This is a genomic window from Aeromonas sp. QDB62 (assembly GCF_027705695.1).
Taxonomy (GTDB): Bacteria; Pseudomonadota; Gammaproteobacteria; order Enterobacterales; family Aeromonadaceae; genus Aeromonas; species Aeromonas allosaccharophila.
Genome location: NZ_JAPDCD010000034.1, coordinates 24,996 through 45,399, shown reverse-complemented (window position 1 = coordinate 45,399; position 20,404 = coordinate 24,996). Strand labels below are relative to the sequence as shown.

General features: G+C 57.8%; 15 protein-coding genes. 9 read left to right on the top strand and 6 right to left on the bottom strand.

Going from position 1 to position 20,404, the window contains the following annotated elements; genetic code table 11:
* Nucleotides 1–106: 106 nt before the first annotated feature.
* The 6 genes from OKC27_RS16430 to ccoN all read right to left on the bottom strand — a co-directional run bounded on the left by OKC27_RS16430 (nucleotide 107) and on the right by ccoN (nucleotide 6,448).
* Nucleotides 107–2,491, bottom strand: coding sequence for a heavy metal translocating P-type ATPase (locus OKC27_RS16430; protein WP_270806490.1), 2,385 nt, complete (start codon nucleotides 2,489–2,491; stop codon nucleotides 107–109).
* Between the two features lie 86 nt (nucleotides 2,492–2,577).
* The gene (locus OKC27_RS16425; RefSeq protein WP_182971002.1) at nucleotides 2,578–3,078 is read right to left on the bottom strand and encodes a FixH family protein; all 501 of its coding nucleotides are present in this window, start codon (nucleotides 3,076–3,078) and stop codon (nucleotides 2,578–2,580) included.
* A 140-nt stretch (nucleotides 3,079–3,218) separates the two neighbouring features.
* Complete coding sequence (gene ccoP, locus OKC27_RS16420) at nucleotides 3,219–4,202, bottom strand: cytochrome-c oxidase, cbb3-type subunit III (RefSeq protein WP_042062344.1); 984 nt, start codon at nucleotides 4,200–4,202, stop codon at nucleotides 3,219–3,221.
* A complete protein-coding gene (locus OKC27_RS16415) occupies nucleotides 4,202–4,381 on the bottom strand; it encodes a CcoQ/FixQ family Cbb3-type cytochrome c oxidase assembly chaperone (RefSeq protein ID WP_005336620.1) in 180 nt (59 codons plus the stop codon). Before OKC27_RS16415 ends, ccoP begins: the two co-directional genes overlap by 1 nt.
* An 11-nt stretch (nucleotides 4,382–4,392) precedes the next feature.
* On the bottom strand, nucleotides 4,393–5,007 hold the full coding sequence (gene ccoO / locus OKC27_RS16410; protein ID WP_042062345.1) for a cytochrome-c oxidase, cbb3-type subunit II: 615 nt from the start codon (nucleotides 5,005–5,007) through the stop codon (nucleotides 4,393–4,395).
* Between the two features lie 16 nt (nucleotides 5,008–5,023).
* A complete protein-coding gene (gene ccoN / locus OKC27_RS16405) occupies nucleotides 5,024–6,448 on the bottom strand; it encodes a cytochrome-c oxidase, cbb3-type subunit I (RefSeq protein WP_042062346.1) in 1,425 nt (474 codons plus the stop codon).
* 281 nt (nucleotides 6,449–6,729) lie between these two features.
* Between ccoN and OKC27_RS16400 the strand changes: the two genes are divergently transcribed.
* The 9 genes from OKC27_RS16400 to OKC27_RS16360 all read left to right on the top strand — a co-directional run bounded on the left by OKC27_RS16400 (nucleotide 6,730) and on the right by OKC27_RS16360 (nucleotide 20,401).
* A complete protein-coding gene (locus OKC27_RS16400) occupies nucleotides 6,730–7,191 on the top strand; it encodes a hypothetical protein (RefSeq protein ID WP_270806494.1) in 462 nt (153 codons plus the stop codon).
* 93 nt (nucleotides 7,192–7,284) lie between these two features.
* Complete coding sequence (locus OKC27_RS16395; protein ID WP_042062348.1) at nucleotides 7,285–7,743, top strand: GAF domain-containing protein; 459 nt, start codon at nucleotides 7,285–7,287, stop codon at nucleotides 7,741–7,743.
* Nucleotides 7,744–7,845: 102 nt separating this feature from the next.
* Entirely contained in the window at nucleotides 7,846–8,484 is a 639-nt protein-coding gene (proQ, locus tag OKC27_RS16390; protein WP_042062349.1) for an RNA chaperone ProQ, read from the top strand.
* An 8-nt stretch (nucleotides 8,485–8,492) separates the two neighbouring features.
* Nucleotides 8,493–10,508 (top strand): carboxy terminal-processing peptidase, encoded by a 2,016-nt coding sequence (gene prc, locus OKC27_RS16385; protein WP_042062350.1) that lies wholly within the window; start codon nucleotides 8,493–8,495, stop codon nucleotides 10,506–10,508.
* Nucleotides 10,509–10,652: 144 nt separating this feature from the next.
* On the top strand, nucleotides 10,653–13,277 hold the full coding sequence (pepN, locus tag OKC27_RS16380) for an aminopeptidase N (RefSeq protein WP_270806489.1): 2,625 nt from the start codon (nucleotides 10,653–10,655) through the stop codon (nucleotides 13,275–13,277).
* Nucleotides 13,278–13,349: 72 nt separating this feature from the next.
* Nucleotides 13,350–13,571, top strand: a complete 222-nt coding sequence (locus OKC27_RS16375) for a DUF2835 family protein (protein WP_005351919.1) — start codon at nucleotides 13,350–13,352, stop codon at nucleotides 13,569–13,571.
* A 278-nt stretch (nucleotides 13,572–13,849) separates the two neighbouring features.
* The gene (locus tag OKC27_RS16370; protein ID WP_270806488.1) at nucleotides 13,850–18,688 is read left to right on the top strand and encodes an NAD-glutamate dehydrogenase; all 4,839 of its coding nucleotides are present in this window, start codon (nucleotides 13,850–13,852) and stop codon (nucleotides 18,686–18,688) included.
* Nucleotides 18,689–18,765: 77 nt separating this feature from the next.
* Nucleotides 18,766–19,776: a quinone-dependent dihydroorotate dehydrogenase gene (pyrD, locus tag OKC27_RS16365; protein ID WP_270806487.1), complete on the top strand. Its 1,011-nt coding sequence runs from the start codon at nucleotides 18,766–18,768 to the stop codon at nucleotides 19,774–19,776.
* Between the two features lie 88 nt (nucleotides 19,777–19,864).
* On the top strand, nucleotides 19,865–20,401 hold the full coding sequence (locus OKC27_RS16360; RefSeq protein ID WP_058052582.1) for a cell division protein ZapC: 537 nt from the start codon (nucleotides 19,865–19,867) through the stop codon (nucleotides 20,399–20,401).
* The last annotated feature ends 3 nt before the right edge of the window (nucleotides 20,402–20,404 follow it).

The window sequence follows — 20,404 nt, the reverse complement described above, 5'->3', positions numbered from 1 at the left end:
GTCCCCTATGGTAACCCTGTTCGGGCAGGGGGCCAGCCGCTATCAGTTAGAAATGTGGCCTGCATCGGAGGCAGGCCACATTTTCAGCTATTTTCCGCCACCGGCCTCATCGGTTGAGACGCATGGAGTTGGTCACCACGATGAGCGAGCTGAGCGACATGCCTGCCGCCGCCAGATAAGGGGGGAGCCAGCCGCAGGCCGCCAGCGGCAACACCAGCAGGTTGTAACCGATGGACCAGGCGAAGTTCTCGATGATGATCTTGCGGGTACGCATTGCCAGCACTCTGGCCTCAAGCAGTCGGCTCAAGTCATCGGCCAGCAGGATGGCATCGGCGCTGTTTTTCGCCAGATCGGTGCCACCAGCCATGGCGAACGAGGCGTGAGCCCCGGCCAGTACCGGGGCGTCGTTGATGCCATCGCCCACCATGATGCTGATATCCCCTTGGGCTTCACGAGCCTTGAGATAGGCCAGCTTGCCATCGGGTGAGACCCCCTTGACCAGCTCATTCACTCCCAGCTCGCGGGCAATCTCATCTGCCTGCAGGGAGCTGTCACCAGTCAGCACCGTGGTTTGCAGACCGGCCGCCTTGAATGCCGCGATCAACGCCTTGGCGTCGGGGCGCAGGGTATCTTCCAGATTGAAGCGCGCCAATAGCTGCTGCTCGTCGGCCAGATAGATAGCCAGACCGCGGCCGTGCTCTTGCGCCGGATCCAGCCCAAGCCAGCGGGCACTGCCGATGCGGTAGCGTACGCCATCCACCAGCGCCGTGATGCCATGACCGATGACCGGGGTGATCTCGCGGGCGGATGGCAGCACTGTGATGTTGTCGGCGGGCAACCGGAAAGCGCGGGCAATGGGGTGTTCGGATTGCGCCTCCATGGCCCGGGCGATGGCGAGGCAGTGCGCCTCGTCAAGGTCGGCCAACGCCTGAGTCTGCGTCAGGCTGACGTTGCCTGTGGTCAGGGTGCCGGTCTTGTCCATCACGATCCGGTTGGCCTTGGTCAGCACGTCCAGCACATGACCGCGGCGCAGCAAAATGCCGTTGCGAGTCAGATTGGCGGTGGCCGAGGTCAGCGCCGTCGGGGTAGCCAGCGACAGGGCGCAAGGGCAGGTGGCAACCAGCACGGCGAGGGTGACCCAGAACGCCTGATCCGGTTGATGGAAGTGCCAGAAGGTCCAGACCGCGGCGGCAATGATCAGCAGTACCAGAATAAAGTGGCGCGACAGCTGATCCGCCATCTGGGCGATGGCCGGTTTGTCGTCGAGGGCGTGATCCTGCAGCCGCATGATCTGGGCGATCCGCGACTCTTCGATGCGGTGGCTGACCCGGATCTGCAGCGGCGCATCCGTGTTGATGGTGCCGGCATAGACCTGATCGCCGGGCTGTTTGAGCAGGGGCAGCTGTTCGCCGGTCAGCATGGATTCGTTGAGGCTGGCTTGTCCTTCGACAATGATGCCGTCAGCCGGCAAGGTGGCACCGGCCAGCACCCGTACCCGATCGCCGACCTGCAAGGTTTTGGCCGCTACCTCATGTTCCCCTTCATCATCGATGCGGGTCGCCATGATGGGCACCAGCCGCGCCAGGTTGGAGCTCGACTCAGACGCCTTGCGCCGAGCCCGCAATTCGAGAAAGCGCCCCAGCAGCAGGAAGAAGACGAACATGGTGATGGAGTCGTAATAGACCTCACCGGTATTGAGCACAGTGGCCCACATGGAGGCGATAAAAGCCCCGATCAGCGCCAGCGACACCGACACATCCATCGACAGGTGACCCTGCTTCAGACTGCGCCAGGCACCCACATAAAAGGGCTGGGCTGAGTAGATCATGATGGGGGTGGAGAGCAGCAGGCTTATCCACTTGAAGTAGACCATGAACTCATCTTCAACACTGATGAAGAGGTCCATGTAGAGGGCCACGGCGCACATCATCACCTGCATCGAGCCCAGGCCTGCCAATGCCAGCCGGAACATATAGCTGCGCACCTCTTTGGCGTAAAGCGCCTCCTGTTGATGGGTCTGGAACGGGTAGGCGCGATAGCCAATTTGGGCGAATCCCTTGAGGATGTCACTCAGGGAGAGCTGGTCCGGATCCCATTTGATACGGGCCCGGTGGGTGGTGGTGTTGACGTTGATATAGCGCAGGCCGCTCAGGGTCATCAGGTGGCGTTCAATAAGCCAGGCACAGGCAGCGCAGGTGAGCCCCTCGACCGTCAGCTGGATTTCACGAAGGGTGCCACTTTCGGTGACAAACTCCTGCTGGATCTCGGCCAGGTCGTAGTGGGTGAGGGCGGCCAGCTCCTCGGGCACCAGATCCCCCTTGGTGCCGGGGGCGGTGCGGTGATCGTAGTAACTGGCGAGGCCGCACTCCATGATGGTTTCCGCCACCGCCTGACAACCGGGGCAGCACATGGGGCGAACAATCCCCTTTATCTCGAGGGAATAGCCACTATTGGCGGGCACCGGCTCGCCACAGTGAAAGCACGGGGTCATGGTTTATGGCCCCCTGAATGCAGGATGCGAGCTGCGGGGGGGCTGGCGAGAACCAGCTCGCCATAATGAGAAAAGCCGATCATGGCTTAGCGTCCCTTCGGGTCGAGTTCGACAGGGGCCAGGGTGGGCAGCTGGACGGTCTCTTGCAATCGCCACTGGTGATCGAAGGCATCGACCCGAATGTGCCACTTGCCGACCAGCGGCTTGTCGAAATGGAGACGATAGGTGCCGCTCGCATCGGCGGTGATCATGTGTTCGCTGTCCTGACCTGCCAACGTCGGGTGGAACAGCGAGAGATAGAGGGCTTGCCCGGCGGGAATGTCGCCGCTGATGGCTTTGAGAGTCAGCTCGTTGCCGTCAACCTCCAGCCCAAAGCGGATATTGAGCGCTTCGGAGCGGTCAAACTTGCTCAAGTCCTGATTGATCTCTTTCCCTTGTTTGTAATAGTCCTCGGCCACCAGATTGACCCCATCCTGGCTGGCAATGATGGCGGTGGTGATGCTGCCGACAACGGCGGCAGTGGGGAGGGCGATGATAAACCAGGGCCAGAATTGGCGATACCACGGTTTGGATAGAGGTTGGGTCATGATTGCTACTGCCATGAAACGAATGATTAACGTGGAAGATGGTTTTTACGCAACACAAGATAACAAAAAGCCTCGAGGAGTCGAGGCTTTTTGCTGTGTAATCACGTGTTTATCACATGTTACAACGTTACGGGCGAACCTTATTTGGCAGACTGTTGATGAGACAGGCTGTAAACGTAGGAGGCCAGCAGGTGAACCTTGTCCTCACCCAGAATGTCTTTCCAGGCTGGCATCACACCGTGACGACCGTGGGTGATGGTCTGCACCACCACTTCGCGGGAGCCACCGTAGAGCCAGGTGTTGTTGGTGAGATCTGGTGCACCGACGGCAATACCACCCTTGGCATCGGCCCCGTGGCAGGCTGCGCAGATGGCAAAGCGAGCTTCACCTTTCTTCGCTTCAACCAGATCGACCTTGCGACCGGAGAGGCTCAGTACATAGGAGGCCACTTCCTGAACGCCATCTTTGCCGAGGATTTCACCCCAGGCAGCCATGATCCCCTGGCGACCGCCCATGATGGTGGTCTTGATGTTCTCCGGCTGACCGCCCCATTGCCATTCGCTGTCGGTCAGGTTCGGGAAGCCGCGGCCACCGCGGGCATCGGAGCCGTGGCACTGGGAACAGTTCTGCAGGAACAGACGCTGACCCACTTTCAGGGCTTCCGGATCCTTGGCGATCTCGGTGATGGCACGATAGGTTTTGCCGTCCGCTTCATAGGTGAGTTCACGGAACTTGGCGCCGTAGATCTCGTCAGCCTTGGCAACCTCGCGGTCATACTCCACCGCGCGACCTTCGGCCTTGGCCGATGCGGTCGCCGCTTTGGACTCTGCCAGCGAGCGCACATCCTGGTTGGAGCTCTGCCAGCCCAGCACACCTTTCCAGTTACCCAGACCCGGGAAGGCGACCAGATAGACCAGACCGGTGACGATGAAGAAGAGGAACATGTAAGTCCACCACTTCGGCAGCGGGTTGTTGATCTCCTCGATGCCATCGAAGGAGTGGCCCATCGATTTACCTTCTTCAACACCCATCTTGTCCTTGCGGCACCACATCAGCAGCAAGAAGCAGCCGAGGATGGTTCCCAGACTGATGACAGTCACAAAAATGCTAAACAGAGTGCTCATTATTGTTTCGCTCCTGCGTTCTTTTTATCAGCACCGGGTTGCTCATCATCGGCAAAAACCAGGTTGGCAGCCTCGTCGAAAGAGGTCTTGCGGCGTTTGCTGTAAGCCCAGACGATGATGCCAATCATGATGGCCATCAACAGCAGGGTGTACAGACCGCGAAATGTGCCGTAATCCATCTTGAGACTCCTTATTTCAGGGCATGGCCCAGTGACTGGAGGTAAGCGATGAGTGCTTCAAGCTCGGTCTTGCCTTTGACCGCTTCCCCGGCACCCTGAATATCGGCGTCGGTATACGGCACACCGAAGTGATCGCGGAACAGCGCCAGTTTCTTGGCTGTCATCTCGCCGGTCAGCACGTTGGTGTCAAGCCAGGGGTAACCGGGCATGTTGGACTCCGGTACCACATCGCGCGGATTGATCAGGTGAGCGTGGTGCCAGGCATCGGAGTAACGACCGCCAACACGGGCCAGATCCGGACCAGTACGCTTGGAGCCCCACAGGAAGGGGTGCTCCCAGACGCTCTCGCCAGCGACCGAGTAGTGACCGTAACGCTCGGTCTCGGCACGGAACGGACGGATCATCTGGCTGTGGCAGTTGGTGCAGCCTTCGCGGATGAAGATGTCGCGCCCTTCCATCTGCAGAGCGGTGTAGGGCTTGAGGCCCTCCACCGGCTCGGTGGTTTGCTTCTGGAAGAACAGCGGGGTGATTTCAACCAGGCCCCCCAGACTGATGGCGAAGATGATGCCGACCACCAGCATGGGTACGCTTTTTTCAAATATTTCGTGACGGTTATTGTTGCTCATGGGTTGACCTCTTCAATCAGGCTGGCTGGGCGATAGGTTCCAGAGAACCTTTGGGCGCAGTGATGGTGCGATAGGCGTTGTAAGCCAGCAGCAACATGCCGGTGACGAAGAAGCAGCCTCCCAGGAAGCGCACGAAATAGAAGGGATAGGATGCCTGCAGCGCTTCAACGAAGCTGTAGGTCAGGGTGCCGTCTTCGTTGACTGCACGCCACATCAGGCCCTGCATCACGCCGGAAATCCACATGGCAACGATGTAGAGCACGGTGCCCACGGTCGCCAGCCAGAAGTGAACGTTGATCAGCTTGATGCTGTACATCCGGCCCTGGCCGAACAGGTTCGGGATCAGGTGATAGACCGCACCGATGGAGACCATGGCAACCCAGCCCAGCGCACCGGAGTGAACGTGACCAACGGTCCAGTCGGTGTAGTGGGAGAGGGCGTTGACGGTTTTGATCGCCATCATCGGGCCTTCGAAGGTCGACATGCCGTAGAAAGAGAGGGAGACGATCAGGAATCGCAGGATGGGGTCATAACGCAGTTTGTGCCACGCTCCGGAGAGGGTCATGATGCCGTTGATCATGCCGCCCCAGGAGGGCACGAACAGGATCAGGGACATCACCATGCCCAGCGACTGAGCCCAGTCAGGCAGTGCGGTGTAGTGCAGGTGGTGCGGACCGGCCCAGATATAGAGGGAGATCAGCGCCCAGAAGTGCACGATGGAGAGGCGATAGGAGTAAACCGGACGACCGGCCTGCTTGGGCACGAAGTAGTACATCATCCCCAGGAAGCCGGCGGTCAGCAGGAAGCCTACCGCGTTGTGGCCATACCACCACTGCACCATGGCGTCCATGGCGCCGGAGTACATGGAGTAGGACTTCATGCCCGAGAGCGGCACTTCCATGTTGTTGACGATGTGCAGCACCGCGACTGTGATGATGAAGGCGCCGAAGAACCAGTTCGCCACATAGATGTGGGAGGTGGTGCGCTTCATCAGAGTGCCGAAGAAGACGATGGCATAGGCAACCCATACCACAGTGATGGCGATATCAATCGGCCACTCCAGCTCGGCATACTCTTTGGCGGAGGTGTAACCCAGCGGCAGAGAGATGGCGGCAGAGAGGATGATCGCTTGCCAGCCCCAGAAGACGAAGGTTGCCAGCGGGCCACCAAACAGTCTGGTTTGACAGGTGCGCTGCACCACGTAGAACGAGGTGGCCATCAGTGCACTGACGCCGAAGGCGAAGATCACTGCGTTGGTATGAAGGGGCCGCAGACGACTGTAAGTCAGCCACGGAGTCTCGAAGTTGAGAGCAGGCCAGATCAACTGGGCTGCGATCAGTACGCCAACCGACATGCCGACAATTCCCCAGACAATCGTCATGACGGTAAACTGGCGAACAACGGTGTAGTTGTACTCAGGATGGTTAGTTGTATGGCTCATCGTTATATTCCGCTTCCGATGCTGCTGTTGTTTGGTTTTGTATCCGGAGAACCGGACTGGCTTCATCAGCCACCGCCGACCAGTTGTTAACATCTGTTAACGAAAGGAAAAGCAAAAGATGGCTAAATGAAAACTTCATGGGAATGATACTGAACTGACAGGTAAAATAACAGTATAAACAGTGATATATTTGGCTCCGTCCGGTCTCGTTATGGCGGTTTTTTACCTTGTTCGAGATCACAAAAAACTATTTTAATTGCATCTTAATCGGGCTGTTTTTGATGAAAGAGAGACTTACCGCACGTAAAGTTTTGCACCTCGCACTGGTGCTGGCGTTGTTGCTGGCGCTGATTGCCTACCGCACCTGGTTTTCGGCTGATAACAGCGTCTCTGCTGACCAGAAAAAAGATCAGATTTGTGATCTTTCCCACACCCCTTGCAGCGCGCTGATCGGTGACAAGCCGCTCACTGTGGCCATCAAGGATTTCCCGCTGCGCGCCGAACATGACTTTGCCATCGCTATTACCGGTGGTGATCCAGCCATCAAGCCGGTGAAAGCAACGCTCGAAGGCAAAGATATGTTTATGGGCACCATTCCGGTGAGCTTTGAACAAATAGACGGACAGTGGCAGGGGGTGACCCAGGTGGGGAGCTGTACGTCACCCGTCATGATCTGGTTGTTAAATATCGAGTGGAGTAATGGTCAACGCCAGCAATTGGCGCTTTCCGTTGCCCGGGAATAACGGTGCAAGAGGTGGGGAGTGGAAAAAATATTTGAAATTTCCCGGCCAGGCGTTACCTTCCCCAAACCATCAGGGAGTGAAGTTCATTTAATCATGATTGAAAAACAACCGTTTTATCGCACCCTCAACCAGCAAGCAAAGGCGCTGCTGGAGGGGGAAACCGATCTGATTGCCAATCTGGCCAACTTGTCTGCGCTGCTGAATCAGGAGCTGACGGAGATCAACTGGGTCGGTTTTTATCTGTTGCAGGGCGAGACCCTGGTATTGGGGCCGTTTCAAGGCAAACCGGCCTGCGTGCGGATCCCGGTCGGCCGCGGGGTGTGTGGTACGGCAGTGGCAGAGGGGAGAACCCAGCTCATTGACGATGTCCACCAGTTTGACGGTCACATCGCTTGCGATGGCGCGAGCAACTCGGAAATCGTGATCCCGGTGCGCCGTGGTGGCGAGATCATCGGGGTGCTCGATATCGACAGTCCGATTTTTAACCGTTTCGACCAGGAAGACCGGATTGGCCTCGAAGAAACGGTGCAAATTTTGGAAAGCATGCTCTAAGTCATTGCTAGATGGTTCGCAAAAGGCCCCAAGCTCTCTATAATGGGGCCTTTGTTGTGCTCGGGACGTGCCCGTGCGTTTATATGAAAGCCAAGGTTATACATGGAAAACACTGAGAAGCTGAAGAACAGTAAAGAGATCGTTGCCTACCTGGTCGAGAAATTCCCGGCCTGCTTCGTTGCTGAAGGAGAGGCCAAGCCGCTCAAGATTGGCATCTTCCAGGATTTGGCCGAGCGTCTTGCTGACGATGCCAGAGTCTCCAAGACCATGCTGCGTTCCGCACTGCGTCAATACACCTCCAGCTGGCGCTACCTGCACGGCCTCAAAGCTGGCCAGGCTCGCGTTGATCTGGACGGCAACCCGGGCGAACTGCTGACCGAAGAGCACATCGAGCACGCCAAGCAAGCTCTGAAAGAGAGCAAAGAGCGCGTATTCGCCAGCCGTCGTACCAATACCAAAGAGAAGGATGAGAAGGCCAAGAAGCCCCGTCGTCCTGCTGTGCGCAAAACCGAGAAAGCTGATGTAGCTGCCAAGCCGAAAGCTGCCGCCAAGGCACCGGTCGCTGAAGCTCCGCTTGTTAAAGTGGATGCCGCTACGCTGAAAGTGGGCCAGGATGTGCGCGTCGTTATGGGTAAATTCCCGGTTCCGGCAACCATCAAGGAAGTAACCAAGGACGATGTACAGGTCCAACTGCAGACCGGCATGATGGTGCGGGTCAAATCAGAGCACTTGGTTCTCTAAGGAGACAAATGTTGAAGCATGGCGTAATTCGTTTTTCCCTCGTTGCCTGTAGCCTGGCGCTTGCCGGGCTTGCACAGGCCATCGAGCCGGTGCTCAAGGAGAGTGATTTGCCTGTGTTGGCTCAAGAGAGCCAACATGCTACGGCCAGCAAGCGAATTACCAATCTGTTTACCCGCTCGCACTACAAACAGTTCAAGCTGGACGATGCCTTTTCCTCCGTGATTTTCGATAAATATCTGGAGAATCTGGACTACAGCCGCAACCTGTTTTTGGCCTCTGATATCAGCCGTTTTGAAAAGTATCGTAACGGTTTTGACACCGACCTCGAAAGAGGCCGTCTGGCACCCGCCTACGAGATGTTCAACCTGAGTCAGCAGCGGCGTTATGAGCGGTTCGAATACGCCCTCAAACTGCTTGATACTCCTTTCGATTTTACCCAGACCGACAACTATGTGTTTGATCGGGAAGGGGCGGCTTGGCCCAAAGATGAAGCAGAGCTCAACGAGCTGTGGCGTCAGCGGGTCAAGTTCGATGCCCTGAGCCTCAAGCTCAGTGGCAAGGAGTGGCCCGAGATCAAGGAGCTGCTTGGCAAGCGTTACAACAACGCCATCAAGCGGATGTCCCAGACCGAGAGCGAGGATGTCTTCCAGCTCTTCATGAACTCCTTTGCTCGCGCCATCGAACCGCACACCAGTTATCTCTCACCGCGCAGTGCCGATCGTTTCAACACCGAGATGAACCTCTCGCTGGAGGGGATCGGTGCCGTGTTGCAGGCGGAAGATGACTTTACCGTCATCCGTTCGCTGGTGCCCGGTGGCCCGGCTGCCAAATCCAACCACCTCAAGCCCGATGACAAGATCACCGGGGTAGGGCAGGAAGATGGCAAAATTGTCGATGTGATCGGCTGGCGTCTTGATGACGTGGTCGAGCTCATCAAGGGGCCCAAGGGGAGCAAGGTCAAGCTGGAGATCCAGCGCGGCAAGGGCGCAACCGCCAAGACCGAGCAGATCGAGTTGACCCGCGACAAGGTTCGCCTCGAAGACCGTGCCGCCAAGTCCAAGGTGATTAACGCCGAAGGCAAGAAGATTGGCGTCATCGAGATCCCGAGTTTCTACGTCAATCTGCACGACGACGTGATCAAGGAGCTCTCCAGCCTGAACAAGCAGAAGATCGATGGTCTGATCATCGATCTGCGCGGTAACGGCGGTGGCGCCCTGACCGAAGCCTCGGCTCTGAGCGGTCTCTTCTTTGCCAGCGGTCCCGTGGTGCAAATTCGTGATCACATGGGCCGTATCACGGTCAATGGTGATGATGATGGCAACGTCTACTACGGCGGCCCCATGTCGGTGATGATCGACCGCTACAGTGCCTCGGCCTCCGAGATCTTCGCTGCCGCCATGCAGGATTATGGCCGCGCCCTGATCCTGGGTGAAAACTCGTTCGGCAAGGGGACGGTGCAGCAGCATCGCAGCCTCGCCAAGGTCTATGACTTCTACGAGCAGCCGCTGGGTCACGTGCAGTACACCATCGCCAAGTTCTACCGGATCGACGGTGGCAGCACCCAGAACAAGGGCGTTGCGCCGGATATCAGCTTCCCGACACCGGTTGCCCCGGAAGAGACGGGCGAGAGCCGTGAGTTCAATGCGTTGCCGTGGGACAAGATTGCCTCCGCCAACTACGAGAAACTCGGCAACTTCGCCAGCCTGCTGCCCAAGTTGCAGTCGGCTCACGATGCCCGGATCGCCAAGGATCCCGAGTTTGCCTATGTGATGCAGGACATCGCCGACTACAAGGAGGAGAAAGACAAGAAGTCGGTCTCCCTCAACGAGGCGGAGCGTGTTGCAGAGCAGGCGAAACAGGATGAGAAAGCGCTCAAACGTACCAACGAGCGTCTGGCACGTCTTGGCAAGCCGGCGGTGAAGAGTCTGGATGAACTGCCCGCTGATTTTGAAGCGCCCGATGAGTATCTCATCGAAGCGGCCAATATCACGGCGGATCTGGCCAAGGTCAGCAAACGCAGCTGACAAGGCGACCAATAATGCACAAGGGCGACTTCGGTCGCCCTTTCTTTTTGTCTGGCGTATCTGACGTAATGCAAATTGTTTGACCCCGCCAGTTGGTTGTGACAGCCTCTTTCTCGCCTTTAACAAGCGTGGAAGCAGACAATAATGACCGATCACTCCCAGGCCATGACGGCCAAATATCGCCAGGATTATCAGGCGCCGCTCTACTGGATCGACACCATCGACCTCGATTTCCAACTGCAGGAGCCGCTGACCCTGGTCACCGCCATCACCCGCATTCGCCGCAACGGTGAGCACAATGCGCCGCTGGTACTCGATGGCGAGCAGCTGACCCTCAAGAGCGTTGCCATCGATGGCATTCCCTGTGACCACTACGAGCAAGGCGAGAGCAGCCTGACCCTGTTCAACCTGCCTGCCGAATGTGTGCTGACCATCGTCACCCTGCTGGATCCGGCCGCCAACACTGCGCTGGAAGGGCTTTACAAGTCTGGCGATGCCTACTGCACCCAGTGTGAAGCGGAAGGGTTCCGCCGCATTACCTACTATCTGGACCGCCCCGACATTCTGGCGCGTTACAGCACCCGCATTACCGCCGACAAAGCCCAGTTCCCCTTCCTGCTCTCCAACGGCAACAAGGTCGATAGCGGTGATCTGGATGGCGGCCGTCATTTCGTACAGTGGCAGGATCCTTTCCCCAAACCGAGCTACCTGTTTGCGCTGGTGGCCGGTGATTTCGATGTGGAACGCAGCCACTACACCACCAAAAGCGGCCGCAAGGTGGCCCTCGAGATCTTCGTCGACAAGGGCAACCTGGACAGAGCCGGTTTTGCCATGGAGAGTCTCATCAACTCCATGCGCTGGGACGAGCAGCGTTTCGGTCTCGAGTATGATCTCGACATCTACATGATCGTCGCGGTGGACTTCTTCAACATGGGCGCCATGGAGAACAAGGGACTCAACATCTTCAACTCCAAGTTCGTGCTGGCCAACTCGGCCACCGCCACCGACAGCGATTACCACGGTATCGAAAGGGTGATCGGTCACGAATATTTCCACAACTGGACCGGCAACCGCGTCACCTGCCGCGACTGGTTCCAGCTCAGCCTGAAAGAGGGGCTGACGGTATTCCGGGATCAGGAGTTCTCCTCCGATCTGGGCTCACGTGGCGTCAACCGCATCAACAACGTGCGTACCGTCCGTGGTCCGCAGTTTGCCGAAGATGCCGGCCCCATGGCGCACCCGATCCGCCCGGATGTGGTGATCGAGATGAACAACTTCTACACCCTGACCGTTTATGAGAAGGGGTCGGAAGTGATCCGCATGATGCACACCCTGCTGGGGGAAGCTGCCTTCCAGGCCGGTATGCGTCTCTACTTCGAGCGTCACGACGGCTCGGCCGCCACCTGCGATGATTTCGTGCAGGCGATGGAGGATGCTTCCGGTGTCGATCTCTGCCGTTTCCGCCGCTGGTACAGCCAGTCCGGCACGCCCGAGCTGACGGTGACCGACGAGTACGATGCCGCCAGCGGTATCTATCGCCTCCATGTAAGCCAGCACACCCCGCCGACCCAGGAGCAGCCGCAGAAGCTGCCGCTGCATATCCCCTTCGACATCGAGCTCTATGACGAGCAAGGTGCCGTCATTGCGCTGCAATATCAGGGCAAGGCTATCGGCAACGTGCTCGATGTGCTGGAAGCGAAGCAGACCTTCGAGTTCGATCAGGTGCCGGTCAAGCCGGTTCCCTCCCTGCTGCGGGACTTCTCCGCCCCGGTCAAACTGCACTATGACTACAGCGATGAAGCGCTCGCCTTCCTGATGCGCTTTGCTCGCAACGAGTTTGCCCGCTGGGATGCCGCCCAGATGCTGATCAACAAGGCAGTCATCGAAGGGGTAGCGCGGGTCCAGCACGGGCAGGGGGTTGAGCTCTCCCAAACCCTGCTGGCCGCCTTCGTCGCCATTCTGGACGACAGTGAACTGGATTTGGCCCTCAAGGCGGAGATCCTGGCGCTGCCCGGTGAGGCGACCCTGGCCGAGCTGTTCGAGGTGGCCGATATCGACGCCATCCATCAGGTGCGCGACGCGATCCACATCCGTCTTGCCGAGGCCTTTGGTGCGCGCTTGGCGGCAACCTATCAGAGTCTGCGTCTGAGCGGTTATCAGGTGGTACCCGCCGACATGGCCAAGCGAGCCCTCAAAGGGGTAGTGCTCGGCTATCTGGCGGCACTGGATGCGGAGCATGCCGATGCGATGGTGCGCGAGCAGTATGCAACCGCCGACAACATGACCGATACCCTAGCGGCGCTGCAGGTGGCCAACGGCTATCTGTTGCCATGTCGCGCCGCGCTGCTGGCCGATTTCGAGGGCAAGTGGGCCAAGGATGGACTGGTGCTGGACAACTGGCTGCGGCTGATTGGCAGCAAACCGGCTGCCGATGTGCTTAGCGAAGTGAAACAGGCGATGAATCACCCCACCTTCAGCATTCGCAACCCGAACCGGCTGCGGGCGCTGATCGGCAGTTTCGCCATGAGCAATCAGGTGCAGTTCCATGCGGTGGATGGCAGCGGTTACCGCTTCCTGACCGATCTGCTGATCGAGCTCAACGAGGTCAATCCGCAGGTGGCCTCCCGCCTCATTACCCCGCTTATCCAGTTCAAGCGACTGGATGAAGCCCGTAAGGCCCTTATCCGCGCCGAGCTGACCCGTCTGGCCAACCTTGAAGGGCTGGCACGGGATCTGTTCGAGAAGGTAAGCAAGGCGCTGCAGCAGTAAGTGTCGACGGGGCAGGGGCGTTGAACGCGCCTGCCCCTCATTGGGTGATTTGCAGTGTGATCAGGAGCAAGCGTGAAGCAGTTTACTTTTCGGCTCTCATTGAATAGCGATGAGGTGATGCTGATGTATCAGGGCCATGCCAGACGGCTGGTGGTGCGCAGCGAACAGGGGCTGACCCTGGAACTTGGCATAGAAAAAATACGGCCCTTTGTCGCCATCAATGGTGTACATGGCTACTTTCGGCTGAAAACCCAGGATGATTACCGCTTTATCAGTCTCGAACGCATAAATTAACAAAAAGTGAACAGATTACCGACTGTTTATCTGCTTTGAGTCACTATCTATCCGGTAAACTGGCACAAAGGTAGTGGGAATTTCTGTATTTTTGGTTATTTGCAAAATTTTTCACAGTTTAAGCCGTGATCTGCACCTTGTTTTTAACATCTCGTTATCACCTTTCCTCGCCTTCCCTTATCCAAGCCATTACACTTCGCAACAACTCTGCACCAGCGGGTAACCAGGGTGGTTGCCTCTGCGTCGGTGGTTAATGTCGTCCGATAAGGAATATAAAAATGGCATTGAAAGACGCCCCTACCTCAGTTCTGCTCGAAAACGTTCTCAGCCTGATCCATCAGAAGTTGCCCAAAAACAGTGCCTCTCTGGTCGAGCGCTTCGTTGCCAAGTTCTACGGCAACATGGCGAGCTCCGATCTGCACGATCGCAATGACAGCGATCTCTACGGCGCGGCCCTGAGCCTGTGGAATGCCCTCAATCAGCGTACCGGCACCGACCCCTATATCCGGGTCTACAACCCCGAGCTGACCCGTCACGGCTGGCAGTCCCCCCATACGATTGTCGAGGTGATCCTGCAGGACTCGCCCTTCCTGGTGGACTCCATCCGGATGGCGCTCAAGCGGCTCAATATCACCGCCCACATGATGCTGCACCAACCGCTGCATCTCATTCGTGGCGCGGATGGCAAGATTGACGCCATTCTGGCGCTCGATAACACCGACGGGCAGACCTCGGTTGAAACGGCATTCCTTATCGAGATCGATCACCTGACCAGCGAGGAGCAGATGGCTGCGCTGGCTGCCGAGCTCAACTCGGTGGCCGGTGAAGTGGCGTTGGCGGTCGGCGATTGGCAACCGATGCTGGCCAAGCTCAATGAGATCATCGACGAACTGCCCAAGCGCAAGAGTCCGGCCAGCAAGGAGGAGGTAGCCTCCTGCGTCGCCTTCCTCAAATGGGTGGCTGCCCACAACTTCACCCTGATGGGCTATCGCCGTTACGACGTCAAGGCGGTGGAGGGGGATCACGAGATCCTGCCGCAAGCGAGCTCCAGTCTGGGTCTGATGAAGAACTCCATCAAGGAGGTGGGCCAGCGTCTTGGCAACATGCCAGCCAGCGCCCGTCACGCTGCCCTGAGTTCTGATCTGCTGATCCTCACCAAATCCAACAGCAAGTCCCGGGTTCACCGCCCGGCCTATGTGGATTACATCGGCATCAAGCGCTTTGACGAGCATGGCAAGGTGGTGGGGGAAGATTGCTTCATCGGCCTCTACGCCTCTTCCATCTACAACACCAGCGCGACCCAGATCCCGCTCATCAGTCATCGCCTCGAGCGCATCATGGCCGCCTCCGGTCACGAGAAGGGTTCCCACGCCTACAAGGCGCTGCTCAACGTATTGGAAACCTATCCCCGCGACGAGCTGATCCAGGCCCGCGAAGAGGAGCTGCTGGCCACCGGTCTCGGCGTGCTGGAGATGCAGGAGCGGGACATGCTGCGACTGTTCGTGCGCCGTGATGTCTACGGTCGCTTCTTCTCCTGCATGGTCTATGTCACCAAGGAGCGCTACAACACCGCGCTGCGGATCAAGACCCAGCAAATTTTGCAGAACTATTTTGGCAGCAACGAAGAGGTGGAGTTCAACGTCTACTTCACCGAGGGCGTGCTGGCGCGGACCCACTACATAGTGCGGGTCAACAACAACAACGTGGATGTGGATGTGAACGAAGTACAGAACAACCTGATTGAAGCGGCCCGCAGCTGGGATGACCGACTCGACTCCGTGCTGCTCTCTCACTACGGTGAAGCCCGCGGCAACGAACTGCGTCGCCGTTTCAGCACTGCCTTCCCGCGCGCTTACAAGGAAGATGTGCTGCCGGGCTCTGCCGTGGCCGACATCATGGCGCTCGATAACCTGAGTGAAGCAGAGCCGCTCGGCATGCTGTTCTACCGCGCACAGGAGGAGGAAAACGATCGTCGGGTCCGCCTCAAGCTGTTCCATCGCACCGAACCCATTCACCTCTCAGACGTGCTGCCGATGCTGGAGAACATGGGACTGCGGGTGATTGGCGAGACCCCGTATCAGGTTCGCACCCCGAGCGGCGATCTGTTCTGGATCCTCGACTTCTCCATGCTGCTGCACGGCGAGCAGCCCTTTGATCTGGCCCAGAGCCAGCAGCGCTTCCAGCAGGCGTTTGCCGCGATCTGGAACAAGCAGCTGGAAGATGACGGCTTCAACCGACTGGTACTGGGGGCGGGCCTCACTGGCCGTCAGGTGTCGGTGCTGCGCGCCTATGCCAAATACATGCGCCAGACCGGTGTCTCCTTCAGTCAGTCCTATATCGAAGAGACCCTCACCCGTTACCCCGATATTGCCCAGCTGCTGTTTACCCTGTTCGAACAGCGCCTGGATCCGGCTGGCAAACAGGACGCCAAGGCAGAAGCCAAGCTGCACGAGGCGCTTGCCGCCAAGCTGGATCAGGTGGCCAACCTAGATGACGATCGCATCATTCGCCGCTATGTAGAGATGATCGACGCTACCCTGCGCACCAACTACTACCAGCTGGACAAAGCGGGCAACATCAAGCCCTACATATCCTTCAAACTGGCGCCCTCCAGCATCACCGACATGCCGCTGCCACTGCCCAAGTTCGAGATCTTCGTCTACTCGCCGAGGGTGGAAGGGGTGCATCTGCGCTGGGGCAAGGTGGCCCGTGGCGGCCTGCGCTGGTCCGATCGCAAAGAGGACTTCCGCACCGAGGTGCTGGGTCTGGTGAAAGCCCAGCAGGTGAAGAACACCGTCATTGTACCGGTGGGGGCCAAGGGCGGTTTCTACTGCAAGCAGATGCCGGCAGGGGCAACCCGCGCCGTCATCCAGGAGGAGGGCAAGGCCTGCTACCGCCTGTTTATTCGCGGCCTGCTCGATGTGACCGACAACATCATCGGCGGCGAGGTGATCCCGCCGACATCCGTGGTGCGTCACGACGAGGATGACTACTACCTGGTGGTTGCCGCCGACAAGGGCACGGCGACCTTCTCCGACATCGCCAACGAGATCAGCCTCGAATACGGCCACTGGCTCGGTGATGCGTTTGCTTCCGGCGGCTCGGTCGGTTACGACCACAAGAAGATGGGCATCACCGCCCGTGGCGCCTGGGAGTCGGTCAAGCGGCATTTTCGCGAGATCGGCGTCAACTGCCAGACCACTGATTTTACCTGTGTCGGGATTGGCGACATGGCGGGGGACGTGTTCGGCAACGGTATGCTGCTCTCGGAGCACACCCGGCTGGTGGGCGCCTTCAACCACATGCATATCTTCGTTGACCCCAATCCGGATGCAGCCAAGAGCTTTGTCGAGCGCCAGCGCCTGTTCGATCTGCCGGGTTCCAGCTGGGATGACTACAACCGCGAGCTGATATCACAAGGGGGCGGCATCTTCCTGCGCTCCGCCAAGTCCATCAAGCTGAGCCCCGAGATGCAGACCCTGCTCGGCACCGACAAGGCCAGCATGGCCCCGAACGAGCTGATCAAGGCGCTGCTCTGCCTCAACGTTGATCTGCTGTGGAACGGCGGCATCGGCACCTACGTGAAGAGCGCTCGCGAGAGCGATGGGGAAGTGGGCGATCGCAGCAATGACGCATTGCGGGTCAATGGTCGCGATCTGCGGGCCCGTATCGTGGGCGAGGGGGGCAACCTCGGCTTTACCCAGCTCGGTCGGGTGGAGTATGCCAGCCAGGGCGGCCGCATCAACACCGATTTTACTGACAACGTGGGCGGTGTGGACTGCTCCGATAACGAAGTGAACATCAAAATCCTGCTGAACCAATTGGTGGCAGCTGGCGATCTGACCCTCAAGCAGCGCAACCAGATGCTCTACGAGATGACCGACGACGTGGCGCAGATCGTGATCACCAACGCCTATCGTCAGTCCCAGTCCATCTCGGTCACCAGCTTCCGCGGTGCTGAACAACTCAAAGAGCAGCAGCGCTTTATTCAGGGGCTGGAGCGGGAAGGCAAGCTGGACCGTGCGCTGGAGTTCCTGCCCTCTGACGAGGAGCTCTCCGAGCGGATGGCAGCAGGGCAGGGGCTGACCCGACCTGAACTGGCTGTGCTGGTTGCTTACGGCAAGATGGTACTGAAAGAGCAGCTCAACTGCCCGGAAGTGACCGACGAGCCCTTCCTCGCCAACATGCTGGTCACCAGCTTCCCGGCCAAGCTGCAGCAGCAGTTTGGTGCCCAGCTGGCCGATCACCCATTGCGCTCCGAGATCATCGCTACCCGGGTGGCCAACATGCTGGTCAACGACATGGGGCTCAACTTCGCCAGCCGGATGAAGGACGAGACCGGTGCCTCGGTGGCGGAAGTGGCCTGCTGCTTTGCCATGGCCCGCGAGGTGTTTGGCATGAATCAGCTGTGGCGGGACATCGAAGGGTGCGACAACCTGGTGGGGGCAGAGACCCAGCTCGAGCTGATGTTCTACAGCCGCCGCATCGTGCGTCGTGCCACCCGTTGGTTCCTGCGCGCCCGCAATCGCAGCTGGAGCATCAGTGAGAACATCGCCTTCTTCCGTCCGGCGTTTGAAACCCTGGGCACTCACCTCTACGAGGTGATGGATGAGAGCGAAGTGGCAGAGCATCGTCAGGCTGTTACCAAGTGGATGGAGAAACAGGTGCCGGAGGCCATTGCCCGTCAGGTCGCCCATATGAGCAGCCTCTTCTCCAGTCTGGATCTGGCGCAGATTGCCGCAGAGCACAAGACTGACATCCTGCGCGTCGCCAATGTCTATTATCGTCTCGGGGCCAAACTGGATCTGCACTGGTTCCTCGACCAGATCAACCATCAGCCGGTCGGTAACCACTGGCAGGCGATGGCGCGGGCTTCCTTCCGCGAAGATCTGGACTGGCAGCAACGCAGTCTCACTTCTGTGGTACTGGAAGGGTGCAAAGGAGAGGGAGAATGCGCTACCATACTGGCCGACTGGATTTCGGAGCATGAGCAACTCTTGTCCCGTTGGACCCACATGTTGGCCGACTTCAAGACCACCAGCACTCACGAGTTCGCCAAGTTCTCGGTGGCCTTGCGAGAGTTGAACCTGCTCCAGTTGAATTGTCGGGCACTTTAATTGCCAGATTAAGGCAAGATACCGACATTACACCCAAAGCCCCGGCCAGTTGCCGGGGCTTTCTTTAAGGAGCAAAGATGTTGTACCCCATCGCCAGGCATTTCCTGTTCAAGCTCAATCCGGAACAGGCGCACGATCTCTCCATGAAATATTTGCCCCGCCTTCTCGGTACGCCACTCGATTGTTTCTTCCGCCAGAATTTGCCGAAACGCCCCGTCACTGTTATGGGGCTTTCTTTTGCCAATCCGCTGGGATTGGCGGCCGGTCTGGATAAAGATGGTGAGTGCATTGACGCGCTGGGCGCCATGGGATTTGGCTTTATCGAGGTCGGTACCGTCACCCCCAGACCCCAAAGCGGCAATGACAAGCCTCGTCTGTTCCGGGTTATTCCGGCAGAGGGGATCATCAACCGGATGGGATTTAACAACAAGGGGGTGGATCATCTGGTGGCCAAGGTGAAAGAGGCCAAATATCAGGGGGTCATCGGCATTAATATCGGCAAGAACAAAGATACCCCCATCGAACAGGGCAAGGATGATTACCTGATCTGCATGGACAAGGTTTATGATCACGCCGGTTATATTGCCGTCAATATCTCTTCCCCCAACACCCCGGGTTTGCGTTCGCTGCAATATGGAGATGCGCTGGATGAGTTGCTGGCCGCCCTCAAGGTGCGTCAGCAGGAGCTGGCCGCCCAATATAAAAAGTATGTGCCGCTGGCGGTTAAAATTGCCCCGGATTTAAGCCTTGAAGAAATAGATCAGGTGGCTGCTTCGCTGGTGCGTAATGGCATTGATGGTGTTATCGCCACCAATACTACCCTCGAGCGCGAGATGATCTATGACATGCCCCATGCCGGTGAAGCCGGTGGCCTGAGTGGTCGTCCGCTGCAACACAAGAGTACCGAGGTGATCCGTCATCTGGCCAAGGCGCTAAATGGTGCCCTGCCTATTATCGGTGTGGGTGGTATTGATAGTGCCATGGCCGCCCGTGAAAAATTGGCCGCCGGTGCCAGTCTGGTACAAATTTATAGCGGTTTTATTTATAAAGGACCGGGTCTGGTCAAAGAGATCGTGACCAATATATAAGAAATAGGGTGGAGCCCTTTATTTGACGTTGCTGATTTTATCGACATGGAATAAAGTCAACAGACGAAATTCAATTAAGGGCTCCAACATGTTTATCCAACCGACCGATAGCTGGCAATGGCACTATGATGCCCAGAGTGACCGTCTGATGTTGGACCTGTCTGATAACATGTTATTTGCCACCGAGTATAAAGGGCGACAATTGGTGCCCAGCTCGTTTGCGACCCAGCCTTTTTGTGTCGATGATGCCGCCCTCTATTATCAATTGATGGATAAAGCAGCCGAACTTGAGTGGAGTATTCCCCATCAAGTGCAACTGGTGCTCAACGCCATCGCGGTCAGTCGCTTTTATAAACCCCTGATGCCGCAAAGCTGGTTTTTTGGTGAACAACATCCGCTGGTGATCCCGCAAAACGGTGATCTGGTCTGGATGAATACACCCCATGGCAACGGCGAATTTATGGTCATTGAGGCCGGGGAGCAGGCCAGCGTCTGTTTGAACCTCACTGCCGATCTGGTATTGACTACCAGCAAAACCTTGCCGCGTTTCGGGGTGATCAAGGTGATGAATAACCGGATGAAACCGCGTGTTACCGTGACTGAGCAATATCGTCAGGTCAGTTAAGTC

Coding starts and splice junctions, on each gene's coding strand:
- OKC27_RS16425 (WP_182971002.1), bottom strand. CDS start 3,078: ATGACCCAACCTCTATCCAAACCGTGGTATCGCCAATTCTGGCCCTGG.
- OKC27_RS16415 (WP_005336620.1), bottom strand. CDS start 4,381: ATGGATTACGGCACATTTCGCGGTCTGTACACCCTGCTGTTGATGGCC.
- pepN (WP_270806489.1), top strand. CDS start 10,653: ATGACCGATCACTCCCAGGCCATGACGGCCAAATATCGCCAGGATTAT.
- ccoO (WP_042062345.1), bottom strand. CDS start 5,007: ATGAGCAACAATAACCGTCACGAAATATTTGAAAAAAGCGTACCCATG.
- OKC27_RS16430 (WP_270806490.1), bottom strand. CDS start 2,491: ATGACCCCGTGCTTTCACTGTGGCGAGCCGGTGCCCGCCAATAGTGGC.
- ccoN (WP_042062346.1), bottom strand. CDS start 6,448: ATGAGCCATACAACTAACCATCCTGAGTACAACTACACCGTTGTTCGC.
- proQ (WP_042062349.1), top strand. CDS start 7,846: ATGGAAAACACTGAGAAGCTGAAGAACAGTAAAGAGATCGTTGCCTAC.
- OKC27_RS16400 (WP_270806494.1), top strand. CDS start 6,730: ATGAAAGAGAGACTTACCGCACGTAAAGTTTTGCACCTCGCACTGGTG.
- prc (WP_042062350.1), top strand. CDS start 8,493: ATGTTGAAGCATGGCGTAATTCGTTTTTCCCTCGTTGCCTGTAGCCTG.
- OKC27_RS16395 (WP_042062348.1), top strand. CDS start 7,285: ATGATTGAAAAACAACCGTTTTATCGCACCCTCAACCAGCAAGCAAAG.
- OKC27_RS16360 (WP_058052582.1), top strand. CDS start 19,865: ATGTTTATCCAACCGACCGATAGCTGGCAATGGCACTATGATGCCCAG.
- OKC27_RS16370 (WP_270806488.1), top strand. CDS start 13,850: ATGGCATTGAAAGACGCCCCTACCTCAGTTCTGCTCGAAAACGTTCTC.
- ccoP (WP_042062344.1), bottom strand. CDS start 4,202: ATGAGCACTCTGTTTAGCATTTTTGTGACTGTCATCAGTCTGGGAACC.
- pyrD (WP_270806487.1), top strand. CDS start 18,766: ATGTTGTACCCCATCGCCAGGCATTTCCTGTTCAAGCTCAATCCGGAA.